Genomic DNA, 26,165 nt, shown 5'->3' with positions numbered 1-26,165 from the left:
ATTGTAGAAGGTGATTTTTATTTTATGATGCTTGCTTTCCTTTATCTGCATCATCTACATACCAGATGAATTTGCCTGTATATCCGTAAATAACTGCTAAAATTAACGATACGAAGCTTAACCACATAAACGGAACGTATGAGAACGTTGCTACACCTAAAATACCAGCCATAAAAATACCATTATCAGACCATGGAACCATACCTGAAGTTAACGTTCCACCTACTTCTGAGTTACGCGCTAATACACGACGGTCTATTTTTAATTTATCATAGCTATCTTCCATAATTTTTGGTGTTAAAATTAGTGATACATACATCGCACAACCAAATATATTAGCTAAGAATGCCACGATTAATGTAGACAATGTTACATTACCTGCAGAATTTAATTTCTTCTCAAATTTTGATACGATTACTTTTAAAACACCTAGTTTTTCAAGTAATCCACCAAATCCTAAACCGAAAATAATAACGGCTACTGAGCCAAGCATGCCGTTAATTCCACCACGGTTTAATAACTTGTCAACAAACTCAACACCAGATTGAATTGAGAATCCGTTATAAGCTGTTCCAATCGCCTCTCCAAAGTTCATCCCTTGGAAAAGAGTTGCCCAAATTGCACCAATTAAAGCTCCCATTGCAATTGTTGGCATAGACGGTTTCTTCATCGCTAATAGAACGATAACAATGACCGCCGGAACAAGCATCCATATTTTAATATCAAATTGCTTTAATAAAGCTTCTTTTAAAAATTCTACTCGATTCAAATCTACATTATCGCCGCCATACATCCAACCAGCTACAGTAAACATAATACTAGTAATAATATAAGCTGGAACATCTAATACGAGCATAGCTCGAACGTGAGCAATAACATCTACTTTCGCCATAGAAGCTGCAAGAACTGTGCTATCAGAAAGTGGTGATAATTTGTCGCCGAAATAAGCTCCTGAAAGAACTGCACCAGCAACAAGCGCAAGTGGTAAACCAAGTCCTTCACCAATCGCCATCATAGCAATACCTGCTGTTCCCACTGTTCCCCAAGACGTTCCTGTTGCGATAGAAGTTATAGAACAAATAATTAATGTTGCTAATAGGAATATGCTAGGGTGAATAAATTCTAATCCATAATAGATTAATGTTGGTACTACCCCACCAGCAATCCATGTTCCAATTAAAGCACCTACTGCAACTAAAATCAGTATCGCTTCTAATCCGTTAGAAATCCCTTTCGTAATTGCATCTTGCAATTCTTGATAACGAAATCCTAATCTTAATCCAAGCGCAATTACTAAAAACCATGAAATAAATAGCGCTAATTGAATTGGGAGATCAAAAATCGTTTGGAAGGAAAAGACAACAGCAAGAAATAGTAATAAAAGAACTATGATTTCTAGCATCGATGGTAATCTTACACTTTTCATTTTTTTCTCTCCTTACAAGTCGATAACATGACGTATGTCGTCTTACATGTATGTAATATACAATTAGCGAAGACAAAACAAAATTTTCATATTATTTCGATTTATTTTTCCAGTATAATATATTCACAACCCTTTCTATTGTAAAAGTAGATTACGTTTTTCGCAATGAAAAATATAAAAAATGTTGTATTTTTATTTATCCCGATATTTTCGGCCAATAAGACCCCCGTCTCAAAATTCAGTAAGTGCAAAGCACTTAGGTAAGAAATTAACTACTGTAAAATTCCGAATTGATATGAACGTATTAAAGCTTCACTTTATTTACAAAGAAAAATCCCATACTAACTTTTTTAATATTTGCTGCAACAAAACTTTTTACAACTATCTTAACTTTTTAATTCACACCATAATTTCCCACACAAAAATAGGGCACACATCATTAAAATGATGCATGCCCTACCTTTATTTATACATATTTTGTATTTCTTCTTTATTTTTAAGTATTTCCTCAAACTTATCACTACAACCCTTCGGAAATAACACTCCCAGTCCATATGAATGCGCAAATTGAAAATGAGGGTACTTCGCTTTTACCTCATCCCAAAACTTATATACGCCGAAATCACTACTTCTAACTTCAATATCATGAAATAATACAATACCGTTTTTCGCGACTTTCGGTAGCCATGTATTATAATCGTGAGAAACAGCTTCATACGTATGATAGCCATCAATATGCAAAAGATTTATCGTTTCATCTTGAAACCGGTCTACAGCATCATCAAAAGTAGATCGAATTAAATTTCCTATATTAAGGTAGTTATCGCTCACTACTTTTTCTACTATTTGAAAAACCCCTTCTCCATATGGACCTGTATGCCCATCTCCAGCCCAAGTATCTACTGCAAAGCATTTAGTCGATAACCCTCCATCTTTTACTCCCTGACAAAAACTAAAAAAGGAAGCTCCTAAATGTGTACCTAACTCAACTAAAGTTTCTGGTTTTTCAAATCGTACTAAGTCATATGCAAAATCTAAATGTCCACTCCACGCAGATTGTGACCGAATAATAGGACTAAATGTTTCAAATTCAAATGATGGTTTATGAGTAACCCAGTTCATCGCATAACTCCTTCTGCACATATTTTTAACAAACCAAATTACTCTTATCTTTATTTTTTTATCGCCTTGATTATGATTCTATTTCATGAAAATATGAAGAATTTATTCTTTTCTATTGAGGTAAAGCATCATATACATATGGGTCAGTTGGCTTATTAATTTTTTCGATTTTGTTTACTTTTACAAGTGGAAAGACTGTTCCTTTATATGTCGTTTCATCTAATAATCCTGTTATTTTTACCCATGTTTCTTCTGGAATTTTCTCAATATTTTTCCCGGTAACAATCATCCCCCAGACTGATGCATCCGCAATACAACAAGTTATGCCATATCGAGCCACTACTGCTTTATTACCCGTCACATCTTTATCCTTATATATAAACCCTAAAAATGTAATTTCTTTCCCTTTAAACCAATTAACATTTTGACCAATTACATTCATTGTTTGAACATAATCCTTATCCTTTACTTGTAGTTTACGCTGTCCTAACATACTTTTTACTACTTGCTCTTCCGTTTTATAAGTCGTTGCTAAATTTGATGTTTCTTCTGAATCAACTAATACTTCTCGCTCATCAAACTTAACCTGTTTCCCCTCTTTTTCGTTTCTTTCCAGACTTCTCGCCTGTACACTTTGATTCATACCCCTTTTTCCTGCTAAACTTCCATCAATTGTTACACTTCCAAAGAGAAAAGCACTAACTATCGGAACAACAAATAAAACATATACAAAGAAACTTTTTATCCCTGATTTTGATGTTGTATGATGTTTACAACAATTATAATCATGCTGTTTTTCTCTTCCATCCCCCCAAACTTGTACAATACCAAAAATTAAAATTACTACAAAAGCTATATACGTAAATTTGATCATTTTTGGAGCGATAAAATTATAAATATTCCCTGTTACAAGTAGTTTAAATAAGAGCATTGCTAAACCAATTAAAATAATGCTACGAATATAGCGATGATATGCCTTCTGCTCCTCTTTCTCCATTCTTTCTCACCTCCTATAACATTATGATTTGCACGATGGTATACACAGATACAATGACAATTCCCATCAAAAAGAATACAAATCTCTTTTGAAAATACGCAAATAGCATTAACGTATTTTTCATATCAAGCATAGGCCCAAACACAAGAAATGCGAGAAGTGCCTTTATCGAGAAAACATGTCCAAAAGACGCAGCTATAAAAGCATCGGCTGCAGAGCAAATTGATAAAACATAACCAAACCCCATCATAATAACGGGAGCAATTACTTCGTTATGTGCTACTGCATCCAGTACATTCCGATCAAAAAACGTTTGAAATACACTTGCTAAAAAAGCACCAATCAATAAATACTTACCAGTATCAAAAAACTCATCTACAGTGTGATTCATAACATCTTTCCAACTCTTTTTTTTGCTTGTTTGAGCTGAAACCTCTACGTCTTTTAAAACATTTCTTTCGCGATAGCAATAATACACAATTAGACCTATGAATAGAGCAACTAGAATTGTTATCCCAAAGCGTGCATATACAACGTAATCATTTTTTGGAAACGCATATACAGTAGATAAAAAAACGACTGGATTCATAATGGGTGCACTCAGTAAAATAACAATGCCTACATGAAGTGGTAACCCCTTTTGAATGAGCCTTCTTACAATTGGTATAATGACACATTCACACATTGGAAAAAGAACTCCCACAAATACTGCTGGAATCATTGCAACAATTGGAGATTTCGGCATTACTTTTTGAATCATATCTTCCGTCACAAACACTTGAATACATGAAGAAACAATTACCCCTAATAAAATAAAAGGTATTGCTTCAAAAATGATACTTAAAAATACCGTATTCACATTCAGCCATTCCTGCGGTATATTTGTGTGCAAATTTACTAGACTTGTAAAATCTACAAAAAATAATAAAAAGAGAAACATAGCGATAAGAGCTATGCCTACTAATTCTTTTGAAACTCTATTAAAGACCAAGCTTCTCGCCTCCATTTTATTTACATGTAAACATGTGCTTGTCCAAATGCTTCATACTACAGCACAAATTTTATAGTCTATTTCTATTCTTAAATCGTAATCATTATGATTTATTATTGATTTTTCTTTTCCTATCGTTTAATATAAAACGTAATCATAACGATTTAAAGGAGAGATCGTTTCATGAAAAAAGTACCTATCACTGTATTAAGTGGTTTTTTAGGATCTGGAAAAACTACCTTACTACATCACATTTTGACTAATAAGAATAACTTAAAAGTAGCTGTTATCGTTAATGATATGAGCGAAGTAAACATTGATGCATCTCTTATAAAAAAGGGTGGTTTTTCACGTACGGAGGAAAAACTAGTAGAGATTCAAAATGGCTGTATTTGTTGTACACTACGAGAAGATTTAATGATAGAAGTGAATCGTCTTGTGGAAAATGGTGATATTGACTATATTATTATTGAATCTTCTGGTATAAGTGAGCCTATTCCAGTTGCTCAAACGTTTACTTATACAGACGAAGTTCTTAACATTGATTTAACGAAAAATTGTCGCCTCGATACGATGGTTACAGTTGTAGATGCAAATAGATTTTGGGATGATTTTGCAGATGGAGAAAGTTTATTAGACCGAAAACAAGCAATCGATGAGAATGATACCCGGGAAGTTATTGATTTATTAATAGATCAAATTGAATTTGCAAACGTAATTATTCTTAATAAGATAGATTTGCTAGAAAAAGAAGATGTGATAGAGCTTCATCATTTACTAAAAAAATTAAATCCTAATGCAAAAGTTCTTGAATCTTCGTTTAGCAAAGTACCATTACAAGAAATTTTAAACACAAATCTATTTAATTATGAAGAAGCCAGTCAATCGGCCGGCTGGATACAAGAATTAAATAGTGACCATCATACACCAGAAACGGAAGAATACGGTATCAATTCCTTTGTTTACCGCCGCAAATATCCTTTCCATCCCGAGCGCCTTATGAATTGGCTAGAAAGATGGCCTTTAGATGTTGTAAGAGCGAAAGGATTCTTCTGGCTGGCATCTCGTAATAATATGATAGGGCTTCTATCTCAAGCAGGTTCCTCTATTACAATTCAAGGAGCCGGTGAGTGGATAGCGGCATTACCTGAAACTGAAAGAAATCAAATGATTACAGAAGAACCAGAAGTATTGAAAAACTGGGATAAACAATATGGAGATCGAATAACCGAACTCGTATTTATTGGAATTGATATGAACCGTTCTTTAATTGAACAATCATTAGATAGTTGTCTATTAACAGAGAAAGAAATGAAACAAGATTGGGATAGATTTGTTGATCCTATTCCAGCTTTTACTTATACTTCATAACAATTAATAAAAGGCTTCAGTAGAATGAAGCCTTTTTACTTTATAGTACTCTTATTTAATAAGTTTGCTTTAATTATGAATACAATTGTACCTAAAACAATTAATATAGCATATACGATACCAACTACATTACCTATTTTTTCTAAGCCAAGCGGTAATATTATAGTAGCAACTCCAACTATATAAGAAAATGCTCCTGAAAGCTTCGCTAATTTATTTTTATCTCCAACAAACGTTTCTTCTTGATATCCTGCTAACAAAAACAACCCCTTTTTCACATGTATTTGATACCCTAAAAAAATGATAAGTAACCCAACAAATAAACAAACTAAAAATCCAGCTAACATATACTCCCCCTCCTCTACAATATTTTACTATACATAAAAAACAAATTAGAAATTTCAGTTTATTAACGAGTCATTCTGTGATATATTGCATATTGTATTCAATTTGTATTTTTAGAAAGGAGAATTTTAGATCATATGGATTCAAATCGATTAAAAGGAATTATAATGGTCATAATCGGTGCTTGTTTATGGGGCTTGTCTGGTACAGCTGCACAACAACTTTTTCAATATGACAATGTCTCAACCGAATGGTTAGTTACGATCCGTTTACTTATATCTGGAATTATTTTGCTCATTATTTCCTCATTCGGAACGAGAAAAAAAGAGATATTTAGCATTTGGAAACAAAAATCTGATGCTATTAAAATGATTTTGTTTGGTCTATTCGGTATGCTTGCTGTACAGTATACGTATTTCGCTTCAATTAAAGAAGGAAATGCTGCCGTGGCAACATTATTACAATATTTAGCTCCTATATTCATCACTGTATACTTACTTTTCAAATGGAACGTTCGTCCATCAAAAATTGATTTCATTTCAATTACCCTTTCATTAGTAGGCACTTTTCTCTTACTAACAAACGGGTCTGTTCATAACTTGGCTGTTTCTACACCAGCTATTATTTGGGGGATTTTATCTGGATTATCTCTCGCTTTTTATAGTTTATATTCAAAGGAATTGTTAGAAAAATGGTCTTCCTCCGTTATCGTTGGATGGGGCATGATTATTGGGGGTATTGGTGTAACGATTGTACACTTTATTTCTACAAACGAATTCATTTTATTATCAACTATGAAATATGTAAAACTAAGTACCCTACCGCTCATCACATTTGTCGTCATTTTCGGGACACTTATTGCCTTTTATTTATACTTAGACAGCATACGATACCTGACTCCGAAAGAAACAACATTATTTGGTTGCACAGAACCACTCGCAGCTATTATTTCTTCTGTACTTATATTGCAAGTGCCATTTCAATCTTTTCAGTTATTAGGCGCTTTTTGTGTCATTGTAATGGTGCTCATCTTAAGCCAAAAGCCGGATGAAGGGAAACAAAAATTAAAGCTTGTTCATGCAAAAAAAGAAAATATACAATGAAAGGATTGAATTCACTATGCCTGTCCCTCAAAATTATAAAAAACCAGGAAGAGTTTCAGCAAAATCACTCGTTTTAAATCAACTACAAAATTGGATTATTGAAGGTGTACTGAAGCCCAATGAAAAAATTAATGATGGGGAATTGGCTGAGGCACTAGGAGTAAGCAGAACACCTGTAAGAGAAGCACTTCAAATATTAGAGCTTTCTGGATTAGTGGAAATGGTACCAGGGCAAAAAACGAAAATTGCTCCTATTAAGTTAGACGACGTATCTATCATTTATGAAACGATGGCTGGTCTTCACTCTATTATAGGAAAGCAAGCTCTTCAAAACATTACAAACGCTGATATTCAACTACTTTCTGAAATAAATGAGCATTTTCAGCAATCTATAGAGAAAAAAAAAGCAAAACAAGCTTTAGAATTAGATATACAATTCCACAATACAATTTCTTCTATTGCTAAAAACCAATATATTGAACCCTTTCTAGAAAATATGCAACTTCACGTTTTACGTCTTGAATATTTGTTTTTCCAAAACTTTGTTCCAGCAAGTCAATCTATTGAAGAACATCACTCTATCATTCAAGCATTACAGAAGCAGGACGAAAAACAAATGGAACAAATAATGACCCAAAACTGGCTCCGTCCCATGAAAGAAATACAAAAAATAATTTCTACGAAATAAAAAGAGGGCTGGTTACACAAAATCGTAACCAGCTCTCCTTTTACTAATCTATATAGCTACGCCTGAATATTCGCATAATCTTCCATATCTTCGTACTCTTTTTCCAATTCCTCTAAAGACAGCTCGTATAATTGTCGGTCGCGAATCTTAAACACACCTGCTCCAATTAACTCATCAATTAAATGCCTCTTACGATTTTCAACAGCAAAACGGAGTTGACTACTCATCTTTTAAAAAACTCCTTTCTACGATCATTGAAAATGATAATCTCTATCAATTACCACTTTTGATTATAAAAGATGACTCTTTATAAGTAAAGTAATTTCATGAAATATTTACCTTGCAAAGTACTTGTGGCCACATTATATATATGTATGCCGTGCGAAAAATGTTATGACACTTTTTCTTATCCTTTTTCTTTCATACTTTGCAAGTTGTCTCATCATGATTAAATTCACCATCTATTTCTACTTGAATGGTGACATGTTCTACATGAAATTTCTCCTTTAATACATACGTAGCCTCTTTTAATACACTTTGCGTTTCATTTCCTTTAATAATAAGATGACATGTTAATACTTGAAAATCTGATGTGACAGACCATATGTGCAAATCATGAACTTCTTTGACAATCGGAATATTTAATAACGTACTTTTTACCTCTTCAACATTTATGTGCTGTGGTGCACCTTCCATTAATATATGAACCGTATCACGTGTTACACGCCATCCACTAATAATGACTAAAATAGACACAAGAATACTAGCAATCGCATCTGCAGCAGTCCATCCGAAAAATTTAATAAGTAACGCAGCAATAATCGCTCCGACGGAACCCAATAGATCGCCTAGTACGTGCAGGAAAGCACTTCTTAAATTCAAATTACCTTTCACATCTCCGCCTCTCATTAATATCCAAGCTGATAAAATATTAATAAGCAGACCCAGGACTGCAATAATGAGCATCCCATTACTAGCAATCTCAACTGGTTCTTTAAAACGACGGATTGCTTCAATAAAAATGTATACCGAAATGACAATAAGAACGACACCGTTACATAATGCTGCTAACATTTCGACTCGCTTATACCCGTATGTTTTCGCAGTTGTTGCTGTTTTTTCTCCGAGTTTAAACGCAAGTAAACTTAAAGCTAAAGATACTGCATCACTTAGCATATGCCCCGCGTCAGATAGTAGTGCTAAGCTATTTGTTACAAATCCACCAACAACTTCTGCAATCATAAAACTTGTTGTTAGTAGGAAGGCAATTAGTAACGCCTTTTTATTTTTTGAATGACCATGATCATGCGAATGTCCCATACTTATACTCCTTTAAGTACAATATCTGTATGTTAGTATGAAACAAACTCCCCATCTTTATCCCGAATTGACTGATTGTAAACGCCCGCTTCCTCTGTATACACACTTCGCTATTTTTTAAACAATCCCTTTTTCTCAAATAAAACAAGACTACTTCTTTTTTATTTTCATATTGTTTACTAATGAAAGAATTTTTAAGGAGGTTACTTAAATGAAACGTTTATTTCTCTGTATGGAACGTGAACTTGTTGTAGTGAAAGAACACAATGATAACTATGAAACGACTTATCACTTACAAAATATGCAACCTACCTGTATCGCTGTTGATCCATTTCAAAAGAATCGTGTATATTGCGGAACATTTGGACGAGGTCTATGGTTAAGTGACGATAGTGGGGATTCATGGCGACCAATTGGAGATTCTTATCGTTACTTTGATTTCCCTAAAGAAGATGGTATTTTGCACTCCTCTATCACTTCCATAACAATAAGCTCAAATGAACAAGTTAACGGATATGGGGTCGTTTATGTCGGCACAGAACCGAGCGCTTTATTTCGCTCTGAAAATGGTGGTGAAACGTGGACTGAACTTAAAAATATGAAATCATTATTATCTTCTTATACATGGGCTTTCCCGCCTAGACCTTTTACCCATCACGTACGCTGGATTACAGTTGATCCAAACAACCCTAATACAATACACGTTTCAATCGAAGCTGGTGCTGTTATTCAAAGTAATGATAAAGGGCATACATGGATTGATAAAAAATTCGGTGCTCCTATCGATGCTCATCAATTACTTATGCACCCTGAAGCACCAAATCGTCTTTATGCATCATGTGGTGACGGATTTATGGGCGGACCTGATCGTGCTTATCTTGAGAGTTATAACAATGGAAACAGCTGGATCTCATGTAGTGCAGGACTTGAACATCATTATTTATACAGCATGGCTATCGATCCAGCTGATTGTGATACGATTCTCGTTTCTGCTGCGCCAAGTGCTGATCTCGCTCATCATCGTATCCCTTATGAATCTTATATTTATCGAAAAACGAAAGATACTCCGTTCCAGCAAGTACAACAAGGATTACCATCTGCAATCGGTACAGTCATTTCGATGTTTGCGACAAACGAAGCCGAACCACATACGTTCTACACGTTAAATAACAATGGCGTCTTTCAATCCAATGATAGCGGCGAATCGTGGGAACAACTAAATATTTCGTGGAAAGATGAATATAAAACGCAGCATCCGCATGCATTGCTCGTTACTAGTTCTTAACAAAAAAAAGACTGCCTAAATGATTTTAGGCAGTCTCTCTTTTATTTCTTTAAATCAATGACAATATCATCTAACACAATATCTTTACTCTTCGCTTCTTTTTTCGGTACTTCTATTTTCTTCTCTTTCCCATTCACATACTCTACTCCACCATGATTTTCAGGTGTATGTACTCGCAAGTGCACGCGAGGTGTAACGATAAGCTTTGTTGCATTTTCGTTTAGTTTTTGGAAGGTGGCACTCCAATGGATATTGTAAGGATCGTTGCCACTTCCCCCATTTCCTTCACCCGAATAAATATTCCCTAAATCATCCTTAACCGTCAATTCAACATCTACACTATCCCATTCTTTCCTCGCGCCCTTAGAAACCTCTTGATTGTAATAAAGAATAAATGAAACTGGCGATATTGCGACCTTTTCCATATTTGCTTTTATACCTTCTTTTTCCGAACTCCCACCAATTGTTCTCTCTTTACTATCCACTGATTTTACAGTTAACGCGAAATTCCAATTACCTTCTATTGATTTTTTCCTATCTGGCATCTCTATTCTCTCTATATTCCATCTAAAGTTTACTTTGTCCTTTTTATTGCTATCATGATGCGTCGTTGTTACCATACCTACATACTTTTTTTCAGTAACTTTAGTCATTTTACCACTGCCTGAACTACCATGAGCGTCCATTATATCCAATCCACCTAATATGATAGGATCCTCCCCTAAGTCCTGCTCACTTTCCAGTGAATACGTTATAGATAATGTTCTGCCATCAGAAATTACATCATTAATTGTAACCTTAACCCCATTACTCTCTTTTGTCATATTCAACTCAGTCGAAAATTCCTTATAATTTTCATATAATCCCGTTCTACCATTATCTAAAAATCGGAATATGTCACCTACAATTGGCAATCCCCCAGCATATGTAGGAAATCCGATACCAAGAGTTGCAACCGATAACCCTACTAAAATTGATGCAGCAGCGACACCTTTTTTCCAACTTTTCATCTTTTTCTTCGTACGTATCGATTGTTTTACATTTCGTTTTACTTTTTCCTTTTCAATTTCAGAAGCCTCAATTTCTTCTAGTTCTTTTTCATCTATATCAATATCATTTAATAGTTCATAAATGTCTTTCATATTGCACTACCTCCAAAACTAATATTCGTAGCATTTTGTTGTAGTTTCTTTTTCCCCCGGTACACTCGATTATCAATTGCTGCCCGAGTTAATCCTAACTTGTCACCTATTTCCTCTGTCTTCATACCAAGTAAATATTTCATAATGAACACCTTTTGATCTAGCGGTTCTAATTGATTAATGAGCTTCAATAATTCTTCCCTATCTTCCATAACGATTAATTCGTCTTCTGCTGATTTTTCTGTACTGATATGAAACTCATCTGAAATGATTTCTACTGTTTTAGTAGATTTCCGGTAATAATCAATTGCTTTAAACTTCGCAATCGCTGCAATCCACTTTTTAAAATCACTCGGCTCTCCATGGAATTTATTTGCGTTATTCCAAATGGAAAGAAATATATCGTTTATACATTCCTCTATGAGTCCATCATTTTGAATGGGAAGTAGAACTTTATGCGTGATCCCCTTTATGAGTGGTAAGTATGTATCGACAACGAATTCTAACGCGTCTTCTTTTTGCCGCTGTAATCTTTTTATAAAATTTTTCTCATTTGATTTCATGTAGCGATTCCCCTTATTGTTTTGTAAAAGCTTTTACACCCTATATAACGTCTGAGAAAATTTTTTCTCTCATCTTTTTTATTTTTTATATGTAATGGAATACTTTCCCTTAGCCATTTTCTCACATAACTATGCATTCAAGGAAAACTTTCTCAAGTCTGTAATTTAATTCATGTAGTACACTATTTATATAGTCACTCTTTAATTTAGTGTACATTTTATTTCATTAATCTATTTTAAAAATTAGGAGATGAGATGTGTATGTGTGGAATTACAGGTTGGGTAGATTGGAAAGAAGACCTTTCAAATCAACATGTTATTTTAAAAAAGATGGCAAATAGTATTCAGCATCGTGGTCCAGATGCTGAAGGATTTTGGTTTTCACCTCATGCGGCCTTTGCACACCGGCGTTTAATTGTAATTGATCCAGAAGGCGGGACACAGCCTAAGACATTTCGTGCTGGTGATTATACGTATGCTCTTACTTATAATGGAGAAATTTATAATTTCCGTGAACTGAGAGAGCAGCTTCAAAAATGTGGGCATGCATTTGAAACCCATTCAGATACAGAAGTATTACTACATGCTTATTTAGAATGGAAAGAAGACTGCGTACGACATTTAAACGGAATTTTCGCTTTTGCCTTATGGGATGATCAGAAGCAACAATTGTTTTTAGCACGAGATCATTTAGGTGTAAAACCACTCTTTTTTACAGAAAGAAATGGCAGTATTATTTTCGGCTCTGAAATTAAAGCATTATTAGCGCATCCATCTGTCCCTGCTGAAATTGATGCGAATGGAATAAATGAAATATTTGGATTAGGCTTATTTCGCACTCCAGGATGTGGCGTCTTTAAACATATTCAAGAAGTACGTGCTGGACATTCTATAACATTTACACGTCATAAAAAAGTAGTTACTAAGTATTGGCATTTAGAAAGTAAGTTCCATACAGACTCTATAGAAGATACATCTTCGCATATTTTATCTATTTTACAAGATACAGTAAAAAGACAATTAATTGCCGATGTTCCTCTCGTTTGTATGTTATCAGGCGGATTAGACTCTAGCGGTATTACTGCACTTGCGGGTAAAGAATTTGCTGCTGAAAATAAAACACTTCATACGTATTCTGTTGACTTTGTAAATAGCGCAAAAGATTTCGAACTGACATTTGCTCGCACTGGTTTAGACGCTCCTTGGGTAAAACGCGTTTCTGAACATGTCGGGACAGCGCATCATGATATTATTGTGAATGCTGAAGAATTAGCAAATCACTTATTCGTTCCCCTTCATGCGAAAGATTTACCGAGTGCTGGTGAAATGGAAACTTCACTATATTTACTATTTTGCGAAATGAAAAAAGATGCGACCGTAGCTTTATCCGGCGAATCAGCTGATGAAGTATTCGGTGGATATCCTTGGTTTCATCAAGAAGAACTACTATATGTAGATAAGTTTCCTTGGCTAACAAATTGGAAAAATACATCTCCTCTTCTACTAAATGAAGTAAGTAACCAATGTAATCTAGAAGACTATATTGATACACGATTCCAAGAAGCGATACTTGAAGTACCTACTCTTGAAGGCGAAAGTAAAAAATCCGCGAAACAACGTCAAATGTTTTATTTATTTTTAACAAGATTCCTTCCTTTCTTACTTGACCGTAAAGATCGTATGAGTATGGCTGTTGGATTTGAAGTTCGTGTACCGTTTTGCGATTATAGATTAGTTGAATATTTATGGAATGTTCCTTTCAACATAAAAAGTATTGATAATATCGAAAAAGGCATTTTACGTAGAGCACTACAACCAGCTTTACCTGACGATGTACGCAATAGAAGAAAAAGCGCTTATCCAACTTCACAAGATCCACACTACTTACAAACAATCCGTAATTTAACACTTGATATGTGTAACAATAAAAACAATCCTATTTTCTCACTTATTAACCATTCCATCTTACTTTCAATTGCTGATCAAAGTAATAAAGTGATTAACAATTTTGAAGCAAGAAGTGCCATGGAGTATATACTACAAGTAAATGAATGGTTGAAAACATATCACATCCATATTGCTTAACAAAAAGGAGTTCAAGGATAAAAACCTTGAACTCCTTTTATATTAATTAGCACATTGTTTATTATCAGTATCAATAGACCATCCAATAATCGTGGCACAGTCTCTACCTTTCCACTGCAGTACATTTGTTAATACGGGCTCAATCTGCAAGCTATTTCCGTCGTGTAATATTTCTACTAAAGATTGATCATCATCAAACCTTCGTTTGTCACACTCTAAAATACCGTCCGTTGCCATTACAATGTGATTCATTCCTTTTTCTAATCCTCTTACACCTGACGTAAAGCAAGGTGTATTTGCTGCAAAAATATTTTTCCTGCCAATATATTCGTAATTTTTCCGTTTATTTAATCGTCCTTTTCCATTTTTCGTTTTCTCAGAATGGAATAAATACGCGAAACAATCACCAACTGATAACCAATATAAAAATTCGCCTTTTCGTAAACAAATTAAGCAAGCGAGTTCCTCATCATCTTGATCACACTTTTTAATAAATAACTCATCTGTAAATAACGCTAATAAGTACATATGTGTATGATGAAAAGCTAAATGTATTGGATAGGAGAATAACTCTTTTAATTTCTCTTTTCTTTCTGAAATCGCTTCTATTATATAATCAATATTTTTTGTTTTGTGGTGTGTATCAAAAATCATAACAAATTCAAATTGTAATTCAGGATCCCACCAAGCAAGCACCGCATCTCCTCGTTCATATGCATCACTTTCTTGATTTCCCCCATATACGCCGACTGAAAGAGGACCACATTTTTCAACATGTATTTCATCTACATACATCTGTTCATGACTCATCCATTTGAATGTATTCACAGCTATCATCCTCTCTCTTGCTAAATGTATACCTTTACACATAGATTACCTTATATTTCAATAAAAATAAACTTTTTCAACATTTTTTATCCAAATAAAAGGATTTTATTTCTAAAATGACGAATATATCTTATTATACGATATAAAAAAGGGGATTTATTATTATGAACAACATTAATCAACATTGGGAGAGCATTTATTATCACTTACGATACGAATACGAGAACAACCTTTCCCACCAAGCAATTCGTATTTTACAAATCGTTTCTCGTGAGAAAGATATAACAATTGGAAAAGTCGCTACTGAGCTTAGTCTTTCTCATAACACAGCATCTGAACATATAAAGCGCCTTATTCAAAAGGGGTTCATCGTTAAAGAGAGAAATAAAAAAGATGAAAGAGTGGTAAACCTTACATTAACAATTGAAGGAATTGAAGTATTAGAAAAACATACTTTACTAGATAAAGAAAAGATAAAAATATTAGAATCACAGTTATCAAAAGAAGAACAACAATTAATTGAAAAAGCATTTTCGTTATTAGCGAAGGAGGCAAAATATGCATTTCCTCGTTAAAGTAATCGTTTCGGCACTTATTATCGGCGTTATCACTGAAGTCGCTAAACACTACAGTACGATAGGTGGCTTTATTGCTGCCCTTCCTCTCGTGAGTTTAATTAGTCTATTTTGGATTTCATTTGAAGGCGGGAATAAACAAGAATTGAGTCAATTTGCTTTAGGGGTATTATATGGATTCCCCGCATCAGCACTACTATTATTTATCGTCTATATTGGTTTGAAAAATTCATTTACACTTAGTACATCTGTCCTACTCGGTATAGGTGTTTGGTGTATCGTTTTTGCTTTTCAAAAATTATTTCAAGCTTAGGGGGAATTAACATTCATAAATTTGTAGAAATAATGGGGCAAAATATAGAAGTACATATAAAAGGAATTGGTAAACAAACTGTAGTCATTCAAACCGGAATGAGTTGCTCATTTTATGATTGGTTTCCTATTATAGAAAAGCTTTCAGAGCACTTTACAGTCGTTTCATACCATCGCCCAGGTTACGGGAAAAGTGATTTAGGCAATCAGCCACGTACAATAAGGCAAGTTACAAAAGAGCTACATATGTTACTAAACAAACTAGCTATTCAAGAGCCATTTATTCTAATCGGTCATTCCTATGGAGGATTATGTGCACAACATTTTGCAATGTTACATGAAGATAAGCTGCAAGCACTTATTTTAGTTGATTCTACTTCGATGAACTTACACCGTTTAGATGAACTTCATTTACCAATTTCTGATCAAACTGACTCGGATGATATGTGGCTTAAAAAATATAATACATACTCCAAAATGGATGTAGACACACTTTATAATGAACTAAAACCTATTCTCACCGATCAATCAAAACAGCAAATTGGATTCTCTACCTCGCCTTCATTATATAAAGCGACAGCTTCTGAACTATCGGAGTGGAAAAACTGTGCTCTCTCACTAAAAGAGCTATGTAAAACATTAGAAATACCATTAATCGTTATCGGTAGAGATCCTCAATATTCTATTACTCAATTGACTAATGGTGGCATGCCAGAAGAGGAAGCAACACAACTTGAAGCAATGTGGCAAGAACTGATCCATGAACAATTACAACTCTCAATACATAGCCAATATATACTTGCCGAACATGCTGGTCACGGAATCGAAATTGATCGGCCTGATATTATTATTGGGGCTGTTCAATCTCTATAAATAAAAAAAGGAAGCAACTAAAGTTGCTTCCTTACTTATCTATTCATAATCTTCTTCATCATCGATTTCTTCGTAATAAGCATTCCCATTACTTACATAAATAGGGCCATTCGCAACATCAATACGTAATACCCATGCCCATGGCACAGCTAAACGCTTATGTATTGCTCGCCAAAAGCTCATTGATTTTCTTTCGTACTCCTGGAACTCCTGAAGTAACTCTTTATAGGAGGAACCGTCTAACTGAATATTTGCTTCTAGCAAACGAGAATGGGCATAGTACTGCAGCTCTAGTTCAGCAGCAATTTCCATTTCTTCTTCTGTTGCCATACCAATAATTGTTCCATCTGCTGGTGCAATTTCATATACGTTGTGAACTTCAATAAGCCCTTCTTTCTCTTTCTCAAACATGTAAACAGCCTCCTTTAACATATATTTTTTATGTTACAAAGTCATACTTCTACAATAACTTCTCTCTTTCCTCTTTTTTTGATAAACTTTTACAAAATATTTAACCGATGACCTGTTTTCTCTATTCTTTCAGCAGAAATGAAACGATTTTTATCAAAATTTAATTTATACACATCAGGCATATGAAGTGTTTTCCAAAACTCCAAATCATATTTCGAATTAAAATAATTCATTAGTAATACCATAATATTCCCATGCGTACCTATTACAATATTCTTACCTTCATATTTTTTTAATATATTTTGTATACATATTACAGCGCGCTTTTGTGCTACAGTATTTGATTCTCCGCCTTCGTATGCAAAACTCCAATCTTTCCACATATTCTGCATAGCATCATTAAAATTTGATACTGGCTCTGTGCTCAATAATCTTTCACGCAAATCTTCTTCAGTTTGTATTGATAATTTATATGTATTCGCAATTCCTTGTACAGTTTGGATTGCTCTTTTGTAAGGACTAGAAATAACAACATCAATATGTTTATCTTTTAATAAATGCGTTACATTTTCTGCATCACAGTGCCCTTTTTCAGATAAAGGTCGTTCCCGTTCTTCTTTTGTATATGTAGAATGGGCATGGCGAACGAAATATATTGTTGTCATTTTTCAACCTCCTTTCTTATTTTCCATCTATATTCAATAATAAGATTGGAAAATCCTGTATTACAAAAGAGCACTTTTCATAAGTGCCCCTTTGTTTACATAATAAAATTATTTCATTATAATTTATTTCTGAATTCCTCACTTATGACAATATCTCGAATAAAGTAATCCATATTACTTAGAAGTTTTTCAAATGCTTTTTCACTCAAATTGTTCATCATAAAGACAATCTCAATCTTATTCCCTTTTTTATCAGTACCATAGAAACTATTTGTTAATACAAATGCCGTAGAACCACCTTTCTGTCCAGCAAATTCGAATATACCCTCTCCTACGGTTCCTTTAAATATATTCTCAACCTCACCTTGCATTTGTGGTGTAAAATAATTTCTGCTATTTATCTTTTCCAATAAACTCATGTAATCCTTCGCATTTGCACCTATAAACCGATCTGACCAAATACGCTGAAAATCCATATCGGCTTTTAACGATATCTCGCGTTTTGTCCATTCTTTCTCGTCTTTCATCCATTCATGTATTTGCCATACATGCTTAACATATTCATCATTAGACATATTACGTAGCTTGTCCAATGCTTTATTTTGAGGAATATGCAGTTCTTTTCAACATAGCCCCTCATATATAATGCCCCTGTATACGTTGGATAAAATTCATCGTGACTATTTAAGCCTAACTCTTTCAAACTTTCATTTATCCGCGCTGCTCCAAGCTTGTCCAATAAATATGATGCATTCGCATTCGAACTATAATGGATCATTCCTTTCACTACTTCTTCTAAAGAAGTTTGACCACCCTTCACTAACTCTTTATCTTTTACATCATCTAGCCATGCAGGGTGTGCACCACCATCAGTATTTTTCACATAGTATTTTTCTAATTCTTTCAATGAAATTTTCTCGTCTTTTCTTATTTTCCCTTCAGCTACTTGCTTAGCATATTCAATTGCTATAACGATTTTCGACATACTTGCTAGCGGTAATTTTTCTTTTTCATTTATTGATGTCAATGTTTCACCATTTCTTTTAACAATTAAAGAAGTTGTTTTATCATCCTTATGTTCTTTTATGTAATTTAGCACATAATTAGAGTCTTCTTTGGAATTGACATATTCCTTCACTGAAAAGAAAGCTATACAGCCTACTATAATAATTCCAGCTATAATTCCAACAACTTTTAATCCCCTCATGATACTCCCCCTAAAATAAACATATTATATATTATACTAAATAAATTTCCCTTTTTAAGTAATAATTAGATTATTTATACAAAAACACTTCTTTTCTTAAACAACAAAAAAACATGCCTTCATTAGGAAAGCACGTTTTGTGATATTCTTCACATTGTTTAGTTAAAAAATAAATGTTTACTTACCATGATGTAACATTAAATCACTAAGTTCTTCTTCAATGTGATTTAATTTCGCAACGCCTTCTTTCCATTTATGAATATAACGTGAAACCCCAACGAAAAACAAAACAATAATTGTGGAAAGAATAATACCATATACGATTGCTACAGTACTCATAGTTACACTTCCTTATAATTAGTAATGTGGTTATTAGTTATATTTTTATTATAAACCTTTTTCTTTTAAAATACTTCGATTTCAACTTTTTGTAACAAAATTGATTTTTCTAACATTTCATTCGTGAAAATGGCATATTTTTCACAAATTATACAAAACTTCACCATATGTACTATTACCATATGAGTTATATTATTAAATAGAATAAAGGGGATGATATACTATGACGACTTGGTTTATTGTAATGTTAGTTGTATTTGGCGCATTTAAAATTATCGTTTCTAGCCTTCCTAACACTGTTATTGAATCCATTATTAGCAAGTACGAAACACATCCAAAACTTGAAGAAGAGAATGTGACTATTACAATTCACGGAAATAACGTAGAAGGCGAACAGAAATCAAAAATTATTCATGATTTTAACGAAGGTTTATTTTTAGATCGCTATTATGCACCACCACACAATGAGGGTACGCCTTTAATTATCAATGCAAAACGTGGCAAAAAGAATTTTACATTTTATATTTATAGTCACGAGGAGCATGTTGATGTTGTAAAACAATATAAAAAGAAGGTAGTTGCTTATAGTTTACGCTCTAAAAACCTTCAAAATAGTGATATGTTCGTGTCAGCTGACTTAGCTTAATACTCATATATTAGAAAAAGGAATCCAAGAAATATGGATTCCTTTTTTTCTCATTTACTGAAAAATAAGCTCTGTCTTCAAACTATCTTTCGGTAACAACCAGCCTTTTTTCTCTAAACTCGCCATTAATAATTCCCTTTGTTTTGTCGCAATACTTTCTTCATTTGTTTTAAATGACACTTCTATTACGAAGTCATCTTCTAATTTTCCGGTATTACTTAATGGCCAAATTTCAATATTTGCTTTTATGTTTTCAAACTCTCCTGTATATCGTTTCATTAATACAGGACCGTAAATACGGGAATTCTTTAACATTTCCTCTCCCCAATTTGTATACAACCATTTGTTCATTTTCCCTGGTAATTTTTCTACTAACATGTTTTGAGCAGCTTGTTCATTTGGTAAATCAAGTATCCCATATCCTTTAGCGCTGTAACTTTTCTTATTTGAAATGCTTAATTTTTTCTTCTCAAATCCCCAATCTATTTCCGCCTCATAACTATCCGTATTACTATCGAATCCTTCTTTTTTAGCTACTTCTAGTGCATCTTGAATTACACCATTTGGAATAGGATATCTTTTTTTATATGTTAATTCAAAATCTTTACTAAATTCTTTCTTTCGAATTCTAGCAAACCAACCTTCCTCGCTTAAACTTTTATTCGCAGTATCTAAAAATTGCACTTGTATTCTTTCATATTTTGTACCAGCCTGGAAATGTTCTAGCACCTCTTGCTTCATCTCTTTGTTATCACCTAATACTTGTTCTGGCTTCAATAATAACTTTACTTCAAAACTAGGTTTCATTGGACTAGCTGCAAACCCTTCCTTAACGTTATAAAGGAAACAACAAAAGAAAATGCTTACGAATACAAATACTTTTTTCATATACCTATCCCCTTTACATTTCAAATGACTTCTATACGTTCCATTGCAAGTGAATATACATTTTCATACCCTGCTGTACTTAGCTTTTGTTGTAATCGATCCGTATCCTCTTTCAAAGCGTGCACTAACACCGTATGTTCTGGTAATAATGTATTTAGCATCTCTTTAACGTCTCTTATACTTTGGTGAACTTTATACGGAACTCTCTTCACCCTACATGTACTCCTTACATGTTCTTTCATAACTTTTTCTGCAAAACTCCCTTTCGCAATATGCCCAGTAAAAATAACGGCATTCCGTTTTTCATTCCGAAGTTGTTCATAGTATAACTGTGCTCGTTTCGTTTGCATATTCGCATCACTCATTACAACTATTCCGTAACTATTTTGCATACTAATGTCATTATCCATCACTATTATGTTTCTTTTTAAACTCTCCATAATCCATTTAAGTTCTTCATTATTTTTTATCCAACCTTTATATATGAACATCTCTTCAAATCCAGCCAAAATTTCTTTATCTACTATAAGCGGAAATTCTTTATATCGTTCATATAAATACAATACTATATCTTGCGCCCTACCAAGTTGTGGCAGCGGTAATAATGCTATTCCTTCATTTTGCATAACTCGTTCAATTTCTGCACATAGATCGTCTAATCTTTCATTTTGCGAAACATCATCTGTGTGATAAGCGGCATCTACAATTGCAACTTTTATATTGTGGCCCAATTTCTCAGGTAAATTAGCTCGTAGTATATTAGACTCTGCTGAATAGTCGCCTGAATAAAATACGTATGTATTACACATATCAACTAAAAACCAAACAGCTCCTAATACATGCCCACTATACCCCCACTGAAACCGCAATGTAGGAGTAATTTGTATCCATTCATTTGGATTACTAATCTCATCAATACATACATAATTTAAATCTTTTATATGTTGGTCGCTATAAGGTAACTTCCACCCTTGCATCACATTATAGTTTCTCCATTTTTCATAATATAACGGCAGTTGCTCCTTCGTATAACGAGTCGTCCAAATTTTTTTCTTATATCCATACTTCGCCAATAAAGGTAAACCCATCGTATGATCTTCATGAATATGTGATAAAAATACCGCATCTAAAAATTGAACAACTTCTCCCTCTATTTTTGGATAACTATTCTCATATGATCGATTAATACCACAATCAAATACTATTTTCGTCTCTTTATTTTTTACAAAATAGCAAGAGCGACCGTATTCTCCTGCTCCTCCCCATACTTCCACTCTCATCATGCTACCCCTTTTCGCTTTTGCTCCATATGTTGCAGCAGTAATAAGCACATTGTTGTAAGTCCAACAGAAACAACGGCCATCGCCATTCCTATAGATACTTCACCCTGTTCAAATTGAGCAAAAATAAACGTTGCTGACGTTTCTACTGATGGAGGTAATACGAGAAGTGATGCTACTAACTCTCTTATTGAAATTGTAAATGTCATCGCCCATCCGGCAAGAATGCCTGGGATAATAAGAGGCAATATTATTTTTCTAAAAATATAAATATAATTTCCAGAAAAAATACTTCCTGCCTGCACGAGAGAATCATCAATTTGTCCGAGTGATGATTTTACATATTGCACCGTGTAAGGTAAAAACAGAACAACATACGTTACGATAACCATGATTGGTGTATTATAAATTGACATAGGCATATATGGTGAATTCCAAAATAGAATAAGACCTACAACCATAACGATTCCTGGTACCATATTCGGTAACATACCGCACATATCAAGCCATTTTTCAGAGGTTTTTTTCCCCTTTCGAATCATAAGTGCCAAAAAGACTCCAATCATTACCGCAATAATCGCTGTTACGAGTGAAAAAAGAAAACTATTCCATAAAGCCTCTAATCCCGGAGACCCCATTGTAAACAATGCCTCATAATGACTTGTTGTAAAGTTATTTACATGTAAACCGCCGCCTCTTAATTTTGAAAAAGAAGCAATAAGTATAGAAAAGTATGGAATTCCAATCGATACGATTAATAAACCAATTACATACATCCATGCTACAACGCGCGTAAATATAGACAAAGTATATCTTTTAGATTTCACACCTTTTCCACTAACCATTGCATATGAATACTTTCGATTCAATACATTTTGTATATACCACATGAGCATACAAGCACTAAGTAATAAAGAAGATAATGCTGTTGCACTACTGAAATCAATTGGCCAACTCGAAATAAATTTATGAATTTCTGATGTTAACACGTGGAATCCTATTCTACGTCCGAATGTAGCCGGTGTTCCAAATTCAGCAATCGTCTTTACGAAAATGAGTAAAGCACCCATTACATAACTTGATACTAATAACGGCAATATTATTTTTCTTAAGCGATAGAAAAAACTTCCGCCATGAACTGCTGCAGCTTCTTCTTTACTACTCCCAATCTGAAGCAACGTGTTTTTCAGCATGAAATAAAGGAATGGGAATAAATGCAGACTCATAATTAATACCATACCTCCTAAACTAAAAAACGATGATGAAACTGTCTTTAACATCGGGAAAAATTGTTCAAAATAGCCGTTAGGTTGCATGAACAAAATCCAGCCCATCGATCCAATATACGGCGGTGTCATAAATGGAATCATAAAAACAATATCTAACTTACTATACTTTCCTACATCTGTTTTGCTCATAATAAATGCCAATGGAAATGCAAATATTGTAGCACCTATTACAACGAGTGCACCTAGAAGCATCGAATTTAGAAAAATCCCAGCTAATCCACCACTCTGCATCACTTCAAAAGGCTTTAAAAAATTCCAACTGCTATTTTCATATACACTAGAAAATAAAATAAGAAAAAGTGGAATGACGATTAACATCGCCACAAGTAATAACGCTACCGTCATTCCAACTTGTCTTACTGATACGAATCGATTTACCATGGAATCACCATCTTATTGAAATACTTTCTTAAATTGTTTTCCTATTTCATCTTGCTCTTTCTCAACTGTTTTCCAATCAATATTTAATACTGGAATCTCTTCTATATTTGGTCTATTTTCAGCTTTTATATCTGTTCTACCAGGCAATAAATACGCTTTAGAAACTTGTTTTTGTACATCATCGGATAATAAATAATCAATAAACTCTTTTGCACCTTCAACATTTTTACTATCCTTCATAATCCCCGCTGCACGTGGGCTAATAACTGTTCCGCTTTTTGGATATACAATATCAACAGGTTCACCCTTTGCTTTTGCGCTATACGTCATATAATCAACACCCGCAATGACCATATCTTTCGCACCTGTTACAACTGGGTCTAACGCTTCCTGGTTTGCTCCTGCTACTGTAACTTCATTTTTCTTAAGCTGCTCAAATAAATTCCATCCATCTTGTCCATTCTTTTTCACGTATCCTGTTACAAAGTCTAAAGCTGAACCTGAAAGTGCTGGATCTGGAAGATTCACTTTCCCTTTCCATTCTCCTTTCGTTATATCGCTCCAATCTTCAGGCGCCGTCTTCACATTTTTTGTATTGTACACAATCCCTAATGCTGAAGCACTATACCCGAAATAATGGCCTTTATCATCTGACCATTCAGAACGCAGCTTATCAGCTTGTTTCGCCTCTTTATAAGCTAACGTTTGACCCTCTTTCTTTAATCCTTCCATCGCTGGTAAGGAAGCGAGTACGACAACGTCAACGACTGGATTTTTCTTTTCAGCTTCCATTCTCGCTAAAATTTTACCAGTTGTCCCTTGAAACATTTCCACCTTTATACCAGTTTTCTTTTCAAAGTCTTTTTGAATTTTTTCTGCTAACCCTTTTGGCCCTGCACTATATACAACAATTTTCTTTTCATTCATATTTTTACTTTTTGCATCTGCATTACCTGTCTTTGAACTACAACCTGTTACTACAGTAGAAAATAGTAAAGTACATACAAATAAAGACTTAAGCGAACTGAATTTCTTCATACGATTCTCCCCCTATATGATGAATACATTTTTTGGGTACATATAACGATACTGGTTTCCCGATGCTTAGCTTACTATTGTGATAGGCTGTCCAGATGCCTAAAGTCCCCATATTTACTTTCACTTCATAACGCTCTCCTACGTATGTAACGTGCTGAATTTCACCTGTATACATTTCGCACACATCATTTTTTGTCCAACTCACATGCTCTGGACGAATCATTTTTTCACCCTCTACAAGCCAATTCGCCTTACCAACAAATTTGGCAACAAATTCATGAGACGGTTTCACATAAATATCTTCCGGTGTTCCTTTTTGTAATACTTCTCCTTGTTTCATGACAATAATTTGGTCTGACATTGACATTGCTTCTGTTTGATCGTGAGTAACATACAGTGCAGTTAAACCAATGGAATGAACGATATCCATAAGCTCTATTCTCATTTCTTCTCGCAAAATTGCATCGAGTGCACTTAGCGGTTCATCAAACAAAATAAAATGAGGTTTTGTTACAATTGCTCTAGCGAATGCGACACGTTGTTGCTGTCCACCAGAAAGTTCGTGTGGATACCTTTTCTCCATACCTTGCAGGCGAACTCGCTTTATCGCATCCTCTACTTTTTCTCGTAAATGATTCGTTTGCTTTGTAGCTCTTAAACCAAATGCAACATTTTCAAAAACAGTCATGTGCGGCCATAAAGCAAAATCTTGAAATACCATACCGATATTCCGTTCATGAGGAGATGTCTTTATCTTTTTTGTAGCAGAATACATGCATTGGTCTCCAAAACATATTTCTCCCTTATCCGGTTCTTCAAGTCCTGCTATCATTCTAAGTAAAGTCGTTTTCCCACATCCCGAAGGTCCTAAAAGTGTAGTGAATTCCCCTTTTTTCATTACAATCTGCAACGGCTTTAACGCTTGTGTTTTTCCAAATGTTTTTTCTAATCCATTAATTTTAATATCCATCGTCTCACCTCTCTCCCCTCATTCT

At 34.1% G+C, this 26,165-nt stretch carries 28 protein-coding genes and 1 pseudogene; 9 read left to right on the top strand and 20 right to left on the bottom strand.

From position 1 onward, the window contains the following. Positions 1–22 precede the first annotated feature (22 nt). The 4 genes from nhaC to HMPREF1014_RS20485 all read right to left on the bottom strand — a co-directional run bounded on the left by nhaC (position 23) and on the right by HMPREF1014_RS20485 (position 4,551). Positions 23–1,426 (bottom strand): Na+/H+ antiporter NhaC, encoded by a 1,404-nt coding sequence (nhaC, locus tag HMPREF1014_RS20500; RefSeq protein ID WP_000843978.1) that lies wholly within the window; start codon positions 1,424–1,426, stop codon positions 23–25. Between the two features lie 462 nt (positions 1,427–1,888). Beyond that, positions 1,889–2,548, bottom strand: coding sequence for a class I SAM-dependent methyltransferase (locus HMPREF1014_RS20495; protein ID WP_001104673.1), 660 nt, complete (start codon positions 2,546–2,548; stop codon positions 1,889–1,891). 112 nt (positions 2,549–2,660) lie between these two features. Further along, positions 2,661–3,545, bottom strand: a complete 885-nt coding sequence (locus HMPREF1014_RS20490) for a TIGR03943 family putative permease subunit (RefSeq protein WP_000409955.1) — start codon at positions 3,543–3,545, stop codon at positions 2,661–2,663. A 13-nt stretch (positions 3,546–3,558) separates the two neighbouring features. Beyond that, complete coding sequence (locus HMPREF1014_RS20485) at positions 3,559–4,551, bottom strand: permease (protein ID WP_178379413.1); 993 nt, start codon at positions 4,549–4,551, stop codon at positions 3,559–3,561. Positions 4,552–4,719: 168 nt separating this feature from the next. Between HMPREF1014_RS20485 and HMPREF1014_RS20480 the strand changes: the two genes are divergently transcribed. After that, on the top strand, positions 4,720–5,907 hold the full coding sequence (locus HMPREF1014_RS20480; RefSeq protein ID WP_000757671.1) for a GTP-binding protein: 1,188 nt from the start codon (positions 4,720–4,722) through the stop codon (positions 5,905–5,907). A 35-nt stretch (positions 5,908–5,942) separates the two neighbouring features. Here HMPREF1014_RS20480 and HMPREF1014_RS20475 read toward each other — a convergent pair whose 3' ends face one another. After that, positions 5,943–6,254, bottom strand: a complete 312-nt coding sequence (locus HMPREF1014_RS20475; protein ID WP_000879368.1) for a DUF3784 domain-containing protein — start codon at positions 6,252–6,254, stop codon at positions 5,943–5,945. 135 nt (positions 6,255–6,389) lie between these two features. Between HMPREF1014_RS20475 and HMPREF1014_RS20470 the strand changes: the two genes are divergently transcribed. Then, positions 6,390–7,355: a DMT family transporter gene (locus tag HMPREF1014_RS20470; RefSeq protein ID WP_000378087.1), complete on the top strand. Its 966-nt coding sequence runs from the start codon at positions 6,390–6,392 to the stop codon at positions 7,353–7,355. Positions 7,356–7,371: 16 nt separating this feature from the next. Further along, positions 7,372–8,043, top strand: coding sequence for a GntR family transcriptional regulator (locus tag HMPREF1014_RS20465; RefSeq protein WP_009327327.1), 672 nt, complete (start codon positions 7,372–7,374; stop codon positions 8,041–8,043). 56 nt (positions 8,044–8,099) lie between these two features. On the opposite strand, the gene fbpA is transcribed toward HMPREF1014_RS20465, so the two are convergent. Together fbpA and HMPREF1014_RS20455 are read right to left on the bottom strand one after the other, a co-directional pair. Further along, positions 8,100–8,270, bottom strand: a complete 171-nt coding sequence (gene fbpA / locus HMPREF1014_RS20460; RefSeq protein ID WP_000098302.1) for a Fur-regulated basic protein FbpA — start codon at positions 8,268–8,270, stop codon at positions 8,100–8,102. 193 nt (positions 8,271–8,463) lie between these two features. Beyond that, positions 8,464–9,363 carry a cation diffusion facilitator family transporter gene (locus HMPREF1014_RS20455; RefSeq protein ID WP_000510035.1) on the bottom strand — a complete coding sequence of 300 codons (900 nt, stop codon included), beginning with the start codon at positions 9,361–9,363 and terminating at the stop codon, positions 8,464–8,466. Positions 9,364–9,574: 211 nt separating this feature from the next. On the opposite strand from HMPREF1014_RS20455, the gene HMPREF1014_RS20450 reads away from it, so the two are divergent. Continuing rightward, positions 9,575–10,648, top strand: coding sequence for a WD40/YVTN/BNR-like repeat-containing protein (locus HMPREF1014_RS20450; RefSeq protein WP_000825300.1), 1,074 nt, complete (start codon positions 9,575–9,577; stop codon positions 10,646–10,648). A 41-nt stretch (positions 10,649–10,689) separates the two neighbouring features. Here the strand turns inward: HMPREF1014_RS20450 and HMPREF1014_RS20445 are convergent, their stop codons facing one another. Next, on the bottom strand, positions 10,690–11,790 hold the full coding sequence (locus tag HMPREF1014_RS20445) for a DUF4179 domain-containing protein (protein ID WP_000653125.1): 1,101 nt from the start codon (positions 11,788–11,790) through the stop codon (positions 10,690–10,692). Continuing rightward, entirely contained in the window at positions 11,787–12,353 is a 567-nt protein-coding gene (locus tag HMPREF1014_RS20440) for a sigma-70 family RNA polymerase sigma factor (RefSeq protein ID WP_000840007.1), read from the bottom strand. The genes HMPREF1014_RS20445 and HMPREF1014_RS20440 overlap by 4 nt, the downstream gene beginning before the upstream one ends. A gap of 261 nt (positions 12,354–12,614) precedes the next feature. On the opposite strand from HMPREF1014_RS20440, the gene asnB reads away from it, so the two are divergent. Next, the gene (gene asnB, locus HMPREF1014_RS20435; RefSeq protein WP_000333940.1) at positions 12,615–14,438 is read left to right on the top strand and encodes an asparagine synthase (glutamine-hydrolyzing); all 1,824 of its coding nucleotides are present in this window, start codon (positions 12,615–12,617) and stop codon (positions 14,436–14,438) included. A 42-nt stretch (positions 14,439–14,480) separates the two neighbouring features. Here the strand turns inward: asnB and HMPREF1014_RS20430 are convergent, their stop codons facing one another. Further along, positions 14,481–15,308, bottom strand: coding sequence for a PP2C family serine/threonine-protein phosphatase (locus HMPREF1014_RS20430; protein WP_002004821.1), 828 nt, complete (start codon positions 15,306–15,308; stop codon positions 14,481–14,483). 122 nt (positions 15,309–15,430) lie between these two features. Here HMPREF1014_RS20430 and HMPREF1014_RS20425 point away from each other — a divergent pair, with 122 nt between their 5' ends. From HMPREF1014_RS20425 to HMPREF1014_RS20415, 3 genes are read left to right on the top strand one after another with little or no spacing between them, the layout of a single operon-like run. Beyond that, the gene (locus HMPREF1014_RS20425) at positions 15,431–15,841 is read left to right on the top strand and encodes a MarR family winged helix-turn-helix transcriptional regulator (protein ID WP_001059791.1); all 411 of its coding nucleotides are present in this window, start codon (positions 15,431–15,433) and stop codon (positions 15,839–15,841) included. Next, the gene (locus tag HMPREF1014_RS20420; RefSeq protein ID WP_000545626.1) at positions 15,825–16,154 is read left to right on the top strand and encodes a DUF3147 family protein; all 330 of its coding nucleotides are present in this window, start codon (positions 15,825–15,827) and stop codon (positions 16,152–16,154) included. The genes HMPREF1014_RS20425 and HMPREF1014_RS20420 overlap by 17 nt, the downstream gene beginning before the upstream one ends. Next, positions 16,115–17,026, top strand: coding sequence for an alpha/beta fold hydrolase (locus tag HMPREF1014_RS20415; protein WP_002098609.1), 912 nt, complete (start codon positions 16,115–16,117; stop codon positions 17,024–17,026). The genes HMPREF1014_RS20420 and HMPREF1014_RS20415 overlap by 40 nt, the downstream gene beginning before the upstream one ends. A 39-nt stretch (positions 17,027–17,065) precedes the next feature. On the opposite strand, the gene HMPREF1014_RS20410 is transcribed toward HMPREF1014_RS20415, so the two are convergent. The 5 genes and pseudogenes from HMPREF1014_RS20410 to HMPREF1014_RS30530 form a co-directional block, all read right to left on the bottom strand. Then, positions 17,066–17,437, bottom strand: coding sequence for a hypothetical protein (locus HMPREF1014_RS20410; protein WP_000461766.1), 372 nt, complete (start codon positions 17,435–17,437; stop codon positions 17,066–17,068). Positions 17,438–17,526: 89 nt separating this feature from the next. Further along, a complete protein-coding gene (locus tag HMPREF1014_RS20405) occupies positions 17,527–18,102 on the bottom strand; it encodes a histidine phosphatase family protein (protein ID WP_000208264.1) in 576 nt (191 codons plus the stop codon). A 116-nt stretch (positions 18,103–18,218) separates the two neighbouring features. Next, positions 18,219–19,309, bottom strand: a pseudogene (locus tag HMPREF1014_RS20400) (serine hydrolase). Between the two features lie 177 nt (positions 19,310–19,486). Beyond that, positions 19,487–19,648, bottom strand: coding sequence for a hypothetical protein (locus HMPREF1014_RS20395; protein WP_000108701.1), 162 nt, complete (start codon positions 19,646–19,648; stop codon positions 19,487–19,489). 65 nt (positions 19,649–19,713) lie between these two features. Then, the gene (locus tag HMPREF1014_RS30530; protein WP_001987133.1) at positions 19,714–19,830 is read right to left on the bottom strand and encodes a hypothetical protein; all 117 of its coding nucleotides are present in this window, start codon (positions 19,828–19,830) and stop codon (positions 19,714–19,716) included. Positions 19,831–19,871: 41 nt separating this feature from the next. On the opposite strand from HMPREF1014_RS30530, the gene HMPREF1014_RS20390 reads away from it, so the two are divergent. Further along, positions 19,872–20,294 carry a YfmQ family protein gene (locus tag HMPREF1014_RS20390; RefSeq protein ID WP_000214592.1) on the top strand — a complete coding sequence of 141 codons (423 nt, stop codon included), beginning with the start codon at positions 19,872–19,874 and terminating at the stop codon, positions 20,292–20,294. A 54-nt stretch (positions 20,295–20,348) separates the two neighbouring features. On the opposite strand, the gene HMPREF1014_RS20385 is transcribed toward HMPREF1014_RS20390, so the two are convergent. The 5 genes from HMPREF1014_RS20385 to HMPREF1014_RS20365 are packed head-to-tail and all read right to left on the bottom strand — an operon-like array spanning position 20,349 to position 26,140. Next, a complete protein-coding gene (locus HMPREF1014_RS20385; RefSeq protein WP_000755308.1) occupies positions 20,349–21,182 on the bottom strand; it encodes a hypothetical protein in 834 nt (277 codons plus the stop codon). A gap of 20 nt (positions 21,183–21,202) precedes the next feature. After that, positions 21,203–22,465, bottom strand: coding sequence for an MBL fold metallo-hydrolase (locus HMPREF1014_RS20380; RefSeq protein WP_043308210.1), 1,263 nt, complete (start codon positions 22,463–22,465; stop codon positions 21,203–21,205). Beyond that, complete coding sequence (locus HMPREF1014_RS20375; RefSeq protein ID WP_000248153.1) at positions 22,462–24,132, bottom strand: ABC transporter permease; 1,671 nt, start codon at positions 24,130–24,132, stop codon at positions 22,462–22,464. The genes HMPREF1014_RS20380 and HMPREF1014_RS20375 overlap by 4 nt, the downstream gene beginning before the upstream one ends. Positions 24,133–24,144: 12 nt before the next feature. Beyond that, positions 24,145–25,170, bottom strand: coding sequence for an ABC transporter substrate-binding protein (locus HMPREF1014_RS20370; protein ID WP_000714716.1), 1,026 nt, complete (start codon positions 25,168–25,170; stop codon positions 24,145–24,147). Beyond that, positions 25,148–26,140: an ABC transporter ATP-binding protein gene (locus tag HMPREF1014_RS20365; protein ID WP_000351795.1), complete on the bottom strand. Its 993-nt coding sequence runs from the start codon at positions 26,138–26,140 to the stop codon at positions 25,148–25,150. Before HMPREF1014_RS20365 ends, HMPREF1014_RS20370 begins: the two co-directional genes overlap by 23 nt. Between the last annotated feature and the right edge of the window lie 25 nt (positions 26,141–26,165).

This window comes from Bacillus sp. 7_6_55CFAA_CT2 (assembly GCF_000238655.1).
Classification (GTDB): Bacteria; Bacillota; Bacilli; order Bacillales; family Bacillaceae_G; genus Bacillus_A; species Bacillus_A cereus.
This window is presented reverse-complemented; position numbering and strand designations above follow the sequence as displayed.